This is a genomic window from Flintibacter sp. (assembly GCF_046973065.1).
Genome location: NZ_JBKVXZ010000009.1, coordinates 70,859 through 81,247, shown reverse-complemented (window position 1 = coordinate 81,247; position 10,389 = coordinate 70,859). Strand labels below are relative to the sequence as shown.

At 57.2% G+C, this 10,389-nt stretch carries 9 protein-coding genes, 1 pseudogene and 1 riboswitch; of the genes and pseudogenes, 1 reads left to right on the top strand and 9 read right to left on the bottom strand.

Annotated features, from left to right (window positions below; all coding sequences use genetic code 11):
- Nucleotides 1-1,094: AAA family ATPase (locus ACLTXB_RS05600; protein WP_428226320.1), on the bottom strand; the 1,094-nt coding region annotated here is incomplete at its 3' end.
- Nucleotides 1,091-2,230, bottom strand: a complete 1,140-nt coding sequence (locus ACLTXB_RS05595; RefSeq protein ID WP_428226319.1) for an exonuclease SbcCD subunit D — start codon at nt 2,228-2,230, stop codon at nt 1,091-1,093. The genes ACLTXB_RS05595 and ACLTXB_RS05600, both read right to left, overlap by 4 nt.
- A 236-nt stretch (nt 2,231-2,466) precedes the next feature.
- Here ACLTXB_RS05595 and ACLTXB_RS05590 point away from each other — a divergent pair.
- Nucleotides 2,467-3,027, top strand: a pseudogene (locus tag ACLTXB_RS05590) (flavin reductase family protein).
- A gap of 73 nt (nt 3,028-3,100) precedes the next feature.
- Here ACLTXB_RS05590 and ACLTXB_RS05585 read toward each other — a convergent pair.
- From ACLTXB_RS05585 to ACLTXB_RS05555, 7 genes are all read right to left on the bottom strand, one after another.
- A complete protein-coding gene (locus ACLTXB_RS05585) occupies nt 3,101-3,769 on the bottom strand; it encodes an HAD family hydrolase (protein ID WP_428226318.1) in 669 nt (222 codons plus the stop codon).
- A gap of 2 nt (nt 3,770-3,771) precedes the next feature.
- Entirely contained in the window at nt 3,772-4,239 is a 468-nt protein-coding gene (gene ribH, locus ACLTXB_RS05580) for a 6,7-dimethyl-8-ribityllumazine synthase (RefSeq protein ID WP_008980373.1), read from the bottom strand.
- A 36-nt stretch (nt 4,240-4,275) separates the two neighbouring features.
- Nucleotides 4,276-5,478, bottom strand: coding sequence for a bifunctional 3,4-dihydroxy-2-butanone-4-phosphate synthase/GTP cyclohydrolase II (locus tag ACLTXB_RS05575; RefSeq protein ID WP_428226317.1), 1,203 nt, complete (start codon nt 5,476-5,478; stop codon nt 4,276-4,278).
- Between the two features lie 25 nt (nt 5,479-5,503).
- A complete protein-coding gene (locus tag ACLTXB_RS05570; RefSeq protein WP_428226316.1) occupies nt 5,504-6,151 on the bottom strand; it encodes a riboflavin synthase in 648 nt (215 codons plus the stop codon).
- Entirely contained in the window at nt 6,132-7,238 is a 1,107-nt protein-coding gene (gene ribD / locus ACLTXB_RS05565; protein ID WP_428226315.1) for a bifunctional diaminohydroxyphosphoribosylaminopyrimidine deaminase/5-amino-6-(5-phosphoribosylamino)uracil reductase RibD, read from the bottom strand. The genes ACLTXB_RS05570 and ribD overlap by 20 nt, the downstream gene beginning before the upstream one ends.
- Before the next feature lie 156 nt (nt 7,239-7,394).
- Nucleotides 7,395-7,509: riboswitch (FMN riboswitch) on the bottom strand.
- A 189-nt stretch (nt 7,510-7,698) separates the two neighbouring features.
- Nucleotides 7,699-9,090, bottom strand: coding sequence for an alanine/glycine:cation symporter family protein (locus tag ACLTXB_RS05560; protein ID WP_020989556.1), 1,392 nt, complete (start codon nt 9,088-9,090; stop codon nt 7,699-7,701).
- A gap of 140 nt (nt 9,091-9,230) precedes the next feature.
- The gene (locus ACLTXB_RS05555; protein WP_151075577.1) at nt 9,231-10,388 is read right to left on the bottom strand and encodes an AfsR/SARP family transcriptional regulator; all 1,158 of its coding nucleotides are present in this window, start codon (nt 10,386-10,388) and stop codon (nt 9,231-9,233) included.
- Between the last annotated feature and the right edge of the window lies 1 nt (nt 10,389).

Genomic DNA, 10,389 nt, shown 5'->3' with positions numbered 1-10,389 from the left:
ATTTGTGTCTGACCGTTCCGCTTCTGCTCCAGCGCCGCGATCTGCCCGGTGAGAACCGCGCGGGCAGCCTCCTTTTCTGACAGTTCCTGATACCGGGGCAGTTCCGCCTCCTGCGCAGCCAACTCCTTGCTCAATTCCTCCTGACGAGGTGCCTTTTGTACCTCCTCTTCCAGTGCCTTCCGGGCTGCCTCCACCTGGGGCAGCAGTTCTTCCCTGGCTTTGCAGGCCGCCTCCAGCTTCTTCTGGGTCTTTTGAGCCTCCTCTGCCTTACCCAGTAGGACCGAGATCTCTTTCAGCTCTTCCTCCAGGCGGTCCAGTACCTTCTGCTGCTCCTCCTGGGCCTCACAGTCCTGGGCAATCAGCTGACGGATGAGCTCCACAGTCTCCGGAAACGGCAGCTGACCCGCCTGGGCCTTTTGAAGGGTAGGCTTACACAGGTCATCCTCGTGACAGACCACTCCCCCAATGTACTGCTGTACACTGGCCCGGGCTGCCTCGCAGTCCCGCTGAAGCTGTCCCGCCTCGTTCTTCATCCGCTCCTGAAACACCATATAGTACCGGGTCTTGAAGATCTCCCGGAAAATTTCCTGACGGCTTTTGGTATCTGCCAGCAGCAGCTTCAAAAAATCTCCCTGTGCGATCATGGCGATCTGGGCAAACTGGCCTCGGTCCAGGCCAATGATATCCACGATCTCCCGGTTGACCTCCCGGGGTTTGACAACCACACGGCCATCGGGAAGGATCAGTTCTGCCTCCGCCTTCTGCGTGGTGATCCCGCCGCCCCGCTTGGCCGGACGTTCATACTCCGGATTGCGGCGCACAGTGTAGGTCTTGCCTCCGTAGGAGAAAACCAGTTCCACCTGGGTAGGGGTGTCCGGCTGGGCGTATTTGGAGCGGAACATGGATGGATCCCGGTTCTCACCGCTGGGCTCTCCGTAGAGCGCGTAGGTAATGGCGTCAAAAATCGTAGTCTTTCCCGCGCCGGTATCCCCGGTAATCAGGTAAAGCCCCTGCTTTCCCAACTTCTCCAGGTCCATGACCACTTTTCCGGCATAGGGGCCAAAGGCCGATACAGTCAATTTTAGTGGTCTCATGGCTCATCCTCCTCCCAGATCCGCTCCATCAGGCTCTTGGCAAAGGCGCGCTGTTCCTCCCCCATGGGCTGCCCGTTCTGCTTTTCATAAAATTCCTCCAGCAGCTCCAACGGGGAGCGCTGCTGATCCTCCGCCCCCTCCAGGATGATCCCTGCCCGGGTGCGCTTGTTGTCATAGTCCAGCTTCATCAGGTTGGGATAGATGATCCGCAGCTTACTCACCGCATCGGGAATGTCCTCCTCATCTGTAAGGGTGATATGGACGTAGTCCCGGGGATAGCTTGTGCCATCATAAAAGCCCCGGAAAGTCAGTTCCTCATAAGTACCCCGCAGTTCTGCCAGATCCCGCATAGGGGTGAGAGGCACGGTGCGCACCGACACAGCCCCCTTCTCCCCCAACTCCACCACCGTCACCGACTTCTGGTGTTTGGCCTCAGAGAAGGAGTATTTCAAAGGCGTACCGCAGTAACGTACGGTCTCCCGTCCCACCTGCTGGGGACCATGGATATGGCCCAGGGCTACATAGTCGAAGGGCCCAAAGACCGACACATCCACATTCTCTGTGCCACCCACCGAGATTTCCTCCGAGTCGCACCGGGCTGCGCCGGTGACAAACTGATGGGTCACCAGCACATTCCGCTGCGCGGGATCTACTCCCATGGCCTCAATGGCTGCGGCCAGTGCGTCTGTATAGGTCAAAATTTCCCGCTCCGGAAAACACCGGCGGACATGGGCCGGTTTCAGAAAGGGCAGCAAATAGAGGTTTACCGGGCCGTACTCATCCGTTAACGTAATCGGGCTCACTTTGCCATCATAGACGGGGGCCAGATGTACGCCGCTTTGCGCCATAAGCCGGCCGCCAAACGCCATGCGCTCCGGCGAGTCGTGGTTTCCGCTGATGAGAAAGACCTGGAGGTCCCGCTTGGCCAGGCGCACCAGAAAGTCGTCCAACAGCGCCACAGCCTCAGCGGAGGGTACGGACTTGTCGTAGACATCCCCGGCAATCATCACGCCATCCGGCTTCTCCCGGTCAATGATCTGCAAAATTTCAGTCAGAATATACTGCTGGTCCTCCAGCATGGAAAATTCGTTGACCCGCTTGCCCAGATGCAGGTCGGAGAGATGGATCAGTTTCATGGCTGTGCTCCTCCAAACCGATATGGATTATCACCATTATATCCGGAAATCACAGGCGGCGCAATCGTACCCCTCTGATCCTGCCGCTGTACCTATTTGATTTTCTATGACCTTTCCGCGCCGATGTGCTATAATATTTCCTGCAAGGGAACAGGCATGATCGTCCTCTCTTTTGCCCTCACGGCCCAAAACACTGCCGTCTGATGCAAACATCCATACAATAGGAGGTATTTCTTATGCGTAAGAATTTTGGAGCCAAACCTTGGACCTATCCCCAGCCGGTTTTTATTCTCGCCACCTATGGGGAAGATGGTCCGCCCGATGCCATGAATGCGGCCTGGGGCGGGATCAGCGACGATAAAGAGCTGTCTATGTGCATCAGTGCCGGTCACAAGACCACCGCCAACATTCTGGCCTGAAAAGCCTTTACCGTCAGCATGGCCACGGTGGCGCAAATGGTGGCCTGTGACTACGTGGGCATCGAGTCGGGCAACAATGTGGCCAACAAACTGGAGAAGGCGGGCTGGCACACCACCAAATCGGAATTTGTGGACGCCCCTGTCATTGATGAGCTGCCCATGGCCGTGGAGTGCCGCTTGATCAGCTACGATCCGGAGAGCTGCCGTCTGGTGGGCGAGATCGTCAATATCAGTGCCGACGAATCGGTGCTGGGGGATGACGGAAAAATCGATCAGGATAAGCTTCAGCCCATTACCTTTGACCCCATTCACAGCGCTTACCGCAAGTTGGGTGAAAAAGTGGGCAATGCGTTCCAGGATGGAGCAAAGCTGAAATAATTCTTTAGAATCTACATAAAACCCCGGGCAGATGGTCTATAAGCCATCCGCCCGGGGTTTTCTTATATATGCTCTAAAACCTGGTTCGTACGAGAAATTCCCGCACAAAGTACAGCACTTCTTCCGGAGTCCCTGCAAGACAGTCCGCCCCGGAGAGTTCCTCCGGACTTCCATAGCCATAAGTACAGCCCACCGCGGATACTTGGTTTTTCCGTGCCATCTCCATATCCTGATTCCGGTCGCCAATAACCAGAAATTCTCCCGGCCAGCGTTTTTTCAGAATAGGCAGGATCTCGTATTTGGGCAGATATTGAAATTGCTCGCCGCAATAGAGCCCGTCAAACCAGCGCTCCAACCCAAAGCAAGCCGTGTGAGCACGGAGATAGGAGACGGGACAGTTGCTTAGCAGCAGCATCCCTACCCCCAACTTCTTCAGCGCGTCCAGGACCTGGGGCACGCCGGGATAGAGTCGGGCGTTCCCCTCCTCCACCAGCTCCTGCATCCGCCGGCCAATGTACGCGCCCCCTGCCTGCTTTTCCTGAGAAGAGAGCTGAGGCTGGAACTGCTCCCACATCTCTGAGGGAGTCATGCCGATCCACCTTTGGATGGTCTCCCGGTCTGGGGGATCACCCACAGCCAGTCTCCGGGCAGCCAGATCATTGTAGGCCGCCAGGACGGCGGGAGCATAGATAGCCAGGCTGTCGTGGAGGGTACCGTCGTAGTCAAAGAGCAGATTTACCATACTCAGGCTTCCAGGGCGCGGATCAGGTTGACCATCTCAATGGCGCCCTGAGCGCACTCAGAACCCTTGTTGCCCGCCTTGGTACCGGCGCGCTCGATGGCCTGCTCAATGGTATCGGTGGTGAGCACTCCGAACATCACGGGGATGTCGCTCTCCAGGGCCACGGCGGCGATACCCTTGGACACCTCATTGCACACGTAGTCGTAGTGGCTGGTGCTGCCCCGAATGACAGCCCCCAGAGCGATGACCGCATCGTACTTGCCGCTCTTGGCCATCTTGGAGGTAATAAGAGGGATCTCAAAGGCACCGGGCACCCAGGCCACGCTGATGTCGTCGGGCTTCACGCCGTGGCGCAGCAGGCCGTCCTCACAGCCGCTGAGCAGCTTGGAGACGATGAATTCGTTGAACCGGGCACACACGATGCCCACCTTGATGTCCTGAGATACCAGATTGCCTTCAAAGATTTTCATAGTAAATTCCTCCTGTTTTATGTAAATTGAGTTTGATCAATAGTTCACCAGATGGCCCATACGACGCTGCTTGGTGCGCAGATAGAAGATGTCGTCCTTGTTGGCCTCCACCTGGATGGGCACCCGCTGGGCAATCTCCAGGCCGAAGTCAGAGAGCTGATAGACCTTGTCCGGGTTGTTGGTGAGCAGGCGCATGGTCCGCACACCCAGATCCCGCAGAATCTGCGCGCCGGTCCAGTACTCCCGCAGGTCGGGGGCAAAGCCCAGCTTCACATTGGCATCCACCGTGTCAAAGCCCTGCTCCTGGAGCTCATAGGCCTTGAGCTTGTTGATGAGGCCAATACCACGGCCCTCCTGGCGCATATAGAGTAGCACGCCCCGGCCTTCCGCCTCGATCTGCCGCATGGCAGCAGCCAGCTGCTGGCCGCAGTCGCACCGCCGGGAGCCAAACACATCCCCGGTGAGGCACTCGGAGTGGACCCGGCACAGGATGTCCTTGCCGTCGCCAATCTCTCCCTTCACCAGGGCCACATGGTGCTCCCCGGTGAGGTCGTTGACATAGCCGTAAATCTGGAACTCTCCAAAGCGGGTGGGCAGCTTGGCACATGCCTCCCGCACCACTTGCTTGTCGTGGAGGCGGCAGTAGTCCTGGAGCGCCTTGATGGTGATGACCTTCAGCCCCCACTCCTGGGCCTTCTCCAGAAGCTCAGTAGTGCGCATCATGGTACCGTCGTCCCGCATGATCTCGCAGCACAGGCCGCAGGGGGTCAGCCCTGCCAGACGGCACAGGTCCACCGTAGCCTCGGTGTGGCCGTTGCGGGTGAGCACGCCGCCCCGCCGGGCCACCAAGGGGAACACGTGGCCGGGCCGGCGCAGGTCCTCAGGCCGGGTAGCCGGGTCCACACATTTGCGGCAGGTGTAGCCCCGCTCCTGGGCGGAGATGCCGGTGGTGGTGTCCACGTGGTCGATGGAGACAGTGAAGGCGGTGCAGTGGTTGTCGGTATTTACCTTTACCATCTGCTCCAGCCCCAGACGGGCAGCCACTTCCTCGCTCATGGGGGTGCAGATGAGTCCCTTGGCATGGACGGCCATAAAATTCACATTCTCCGTGGTGGCAAACTGAGCCGCGCAGATAAGGTCCCCCTCGTTCTCCCGGTCAGGATCATCGATGGTGATGATGAGATGGCCCGCCCGCAGTTCTTCCAGGGCTTCCTCCACGGTGCAATAGGGATGTTCCATGGTTAAAAATCCTCCTTATATGTGCTTAAAATCCGTGCTGTGCTAAAAATTCCAAGGTGAGGGAGCTCTTGGCCGTCTCTTGGGGCTGGGGCCGCAGCAGCTTCTCCACGTACTTTCCGATCACGTCGTTTTCCAAATTCACCGTGTCGCCGGGCCGCTTCTCACCCAGGGTGGTGACAGCCACTGTGTGGGGGATGGCGGAGATGGAAAACCAACTCTCCCCCACTTCCGCCACCGTCAGACTGATGCCGTCGATGGCGATGGACCCCTTCTCCACGATGTAGCGAAGCAGCTCCTGGGAAGCGGAGATGGTGTACCATACCGCGTTATCGTCCTTCCGCAGGGCGGTGATGGTACCGGTTCCGTCGATATGGCCGGAGACGATGTGTCCGCCGAAGCGGCCGTTTGCTGCCATGGCCCGCTCCAAATTCACGTGGCTGCCCACCGTCAGACTGCCCAGTGAGGAACGGTTCAGGGTCTCGTGCATCACGTCGGCGGTGAAGCCGCTACCGTCCACGGTGGTAGCGGTGAGACACACCCCATTGACCGCCACACTGTCCCCAATCTTCAGGTCAGACAGGATATCCTTCGCCGCAATGGACAGTACCGACGAGTGCTGTCCCCGGCGTACGGAGCGGATGCTCCCCAATTCCTCAACGATCCCGGTAAACATGGTGTTCTACCTCGCTCTCCAGCAAAAAGTCGTCCCCTAGGGGGGTGATGGTGGTGTTGATGAGCTGCACCGCCTGGTCGGGGGTCTCCACCCCCAGCCCTTCCACCGGGGACTTGGACGCACCGCCGCCAAAGAGTTTGGGCGCGATGTAGGCCTGCACCTTCTGAACCAGTCCCTGCTCCAGAGCGGACCAGTTTAGGGTGCCTCCCCCCTCCAGCAGGACGCTGTCGATATTCTCCGCTCCCAGCCGGTCCATGAGGGCGGCAAGATCCACATGTTCCCCCCGCTCAGGCAGCATCCACACCTGGCATCCAGCGGCCTCATAGATGGCCCGGCGTGCTTCATCAGGGCAGGCGGTAGCCAGAATGGTCGGCACCTCCTTTGCAGTGCAGACGATCTGGCTCGTCAACGGCGTACGTAAATGGGTATCACAGATGACCCGGATGGGGTTCCGTCCTCCCTCCATGCGACAGGTAAGCAGCGGGTCATCGGCCAACACGGTCCCCACGCCGGCCAGAATGGCCCGGTAGCGGTGCCGGTCCTCATGGACCCGCTTTCGGGCCGTTTCCCCGGTGATCCATTTGGATGCCCCAGTGCGGGTGGCAATCTTTCCGTCCATAGTCATGGCGTATTTCAGAACCACATAGGGTCGGCGGGTGGTGATGAAGTGGAAAAACACCTGGTTGAGGGCGTCGCAGGCCTGCTTGCACACCCCCGTCTCCACCTGGACGCCGTGCGCCCGCAGAATGTTTAACCCCTTTCCCGCCACCAGAGGGTTGGGGTCATTGGAGCCCACCACCACGCGGGTAATGCCCGCGTCCAGAATGGCCTGGGTGCAGGGCGGTTGGCGGCCCTGATGGCAGCAGAGTTCCAGCGTAACATAGAGGGTTGCTCCGGCGGGCGAACCGGTACAGTTTTTCAGCGCCTCCCGCTCCGCGTGGAGCTCTCCGTACCGGGTGTGCCACCCTTGTCCGATGATCTCTCCATTCTTCACCAGAACAGCTCCCACCATGGGATTGGGTGAGGTCCAGCCCATCCCTCGCCGGGCCAACTCCAGGGCCAGGTTCATATAGTCGGTATCGTTCATCCTGTGCCTCCTGAAAAAGAAAATGCCTTGAACGGAATCGTTCAAGGCATCATGGTGCAGGAAAGCAAATCAAAACCTGCCGCAAAAAAAGAAAACTCCGGAATGATACCATTCCAGAGCAACTTCATGCGCGCAGGTATATGACTCCCCGCAGTACACGATCTTCTTCCATCCAGACTATACTGTCGGCCCCGGAATCACACCGGGTCATGCCTTTCGGCTCGTGGGCTATACCACCGGTGGGGAATTGCACCCCGCCCTGAAGATCCTGATTCAATTTACCACAGTATACTACCAACGGCCGCTCTTGTCAATTCCCCCCAAAAAAGTCGCAGCACCTCCTTTGTCATATGGCAGATACACAATCCCTTTCTCTCACAGCATATGATACGCCCGGGGCCAAAAGCAGAAGCTTTCGGCCCCGGGCGCATATGAGGAAAAAAGGTTGGCACGTTTGGGATTACTTCTTCGCGTGCTTTCTCGCCTTATCCCGCAGGTAATACTGCTCGCCGGTGAAGAACTCGTTCTTCAGGTCCCTCACCTCACCGCTCAAAGCGATCAGCGCAATCATGTTGGGTAGGATGACCAGAGCCAGGAAGAAGTCCAGGAACTGATACAGGAACTCCAGGCCGCCGAACACGCCGAAGAGGATGGCAGCGATGTAGATAAACTTCCAAATACGAGAGAACTTGTAACCAAAGAGGAAGCGGGCCTGACGCTCACCGTAGAACACCAGCACGATGACGGTGGACAGCACGAAGAGCAGGATGGAGATGGTAACCACATAGTCGCCCACCTTGCCGAACACGGTCTGGAAGGCCATGGAAGGCATAGCGGCAGCCTCGCTGGCGGGAACGGCCTGCCAAGCGCCGGTGACCAGCACCACCAGAGCGGTAACGGTGCAGACGATCAGAGTGTCCAGAGTGATCTCAAAGATACCCCAGAAGCCCTGACGGACAGGGTGGTCGGTCTGAGCGGTGGCATGGGCGATGGGAGCGGTACCCATACCGGCCTCGTTGGAGTAAGTGCCGCGGGCGGCGCCCCAGCGCAGAGCCAGAGCCAGAGTGGAACCGGCAAAACCGCCCACAGGAGCCATAGGAGCAAAGGCGCTTTCAAAAATCAGGACAAAGACGCCGGGGAGCTTATCGATGTTGACGCCGATAACCACCAGGGCACCAATGACATAGATCAGAGCCATAACGGGAACCAGGCGCTCGGTAACCTGAACCAGACGCTTGGTGCCGCCCACCACGATGACCAGAACGATCAGGGCCATGGCGATGCCGGTAGCGATATCAGGAATACCCAGGGTGGCTGCATTCTGCGCAGCGGAAACGGTCTGAGTAGAGATGGACGGGATGATCTCGATCATCAGGAAGAAGGCGAACCAGCCGGCCAGGAACTTACCCAGGGCCTTGTTCTTAAAACCTTTGGCCAGGTAGTAGGTCGGTCCGCCTACATACTCGCCACTGGCATCCTTTTCCCGGTACTTGATGCCCAGAACGATCTCAGAGAACTTGGAGGCACAGCCCAGCAGGGCAATGATCCACATCCAGAACACGGCACCCGGGCCGCCAAATGCAATGGCTACCGGAACACCTACGATGTTTGCCGCGCCGATGGTGGATGCGATGGCCGCCGTTGCGGCCTGGAAAGGAGAAATCGCGTTGGGATCTTCAGGCTTTTTCATCATCTGTCCGAACGTCTGTCCCCACATGTAAAACAGATGCCGGAACTGGAAAAACCCAAGACGAATGGTGAGGAACAGGCCGCCGCCGGCCAGGATAATCATGAGCGGGGGACCCCAAAGCCAGTTGGTAAAGTCTACGATTGCTTTCACGATTTGATCCACAAAAACCCCTCCTTCGTTTTTCTGCATTATACCGCTGAAGTGGTTTTCTCTGTATTTTATTGAAAGGGCACAAACGTTTGTTTTTTTATTTTTTTGTTTTTGTGGAAATTTAAGTTAAACCTCAAATAAACACCATGGGTTTATTGGGGATATAACCGGAAAACATCGGGACATGTACGTTGGAGATAGCGCAGGGCATGACGTGAAAAGGGATCTGCCATCGCCTCCTGCTTGAGGTAAACCGTGATGCAGTAAGTCTTGGACAGCTGGGTGATCAACCCCCGCAGCGAGTTCAGCAGTCTTGCCTGAGAGACCTGGCGGCAGTCGCCCTCCAACCCATAGGTAGGAATTAGGGCCGATTGTATGCTGGACAGATCTTCCAGAAATACCTTTGGGATCTGATTGACCACGGTACGTTCACAGGCACAGGTCAGCAATTCGATAAACTCGCTGAGCAGCAGGCCGGAAATCACCGCGGTATCCTCATTTCCCGACAGTTCCAGCGTCAGTTCCTCCAGCGTCTCCCCCCGCGGGGACAGCTCCTGCTCCTGGGAAGTGATCTCCAGATATAGCTCACGCAGGGTCTTGGAGGGTGCCAGATTCAAATCCTTCCGCAACAGGTCCTCACAGGATTGATACCAGCGCAGTGCCGCATGCCGCTCGCCCTTTTGAAGACACAGCTTCATGATCCGGCAGTAATACTTTTCCTCGTAAGGGTTGATCCGCAGCAGGGCGCGCAGCGCCTCTTCCGCCCGGTCGATATCCTGGTTTTTGATATAGCTGTCGTAGAGCTGCTCCAGATTCTGCTGAGACAGCTTCTGATAGCGGGTGCGTTCAAACAACAGCCAGTCGTTGAACTCGTCGCTGTCCCGGATATAAAAGTCCTCTAAAAATTCCCGGCTGAGAATTTCATTGATCTCCAGAAGAATATCCGCAGGCGCATCTTCGTCATGGATTTCAAGCAGCTGCTCAAGCCGTGTCAGGTCAGAGGTATACCGGTAGGCAGGGTTGATTCCACAGAAATCTTTTGACGTGATCAGGAATTCTGCTCCGTTTTCATCCGGCGGAATTACCTTTTTGATGTTCCACAGGTTATAGCGCAGATTATAGGTTGCGGTATCATAGCTCTCCGCCCAAAACATGGAGGCCAGTTTTTCCCGGGTGACCCGGCGCTGCTCGTGGCAGATTAAAAATACCAAGATAGCCAGGGATTTTGCGCTCAGTCGGGTGGTCACTGGCTTGCCTGAAACAAAGAATTCTGCAGAGCCAAACATCTGAATGAACAATCCTTGATCCATG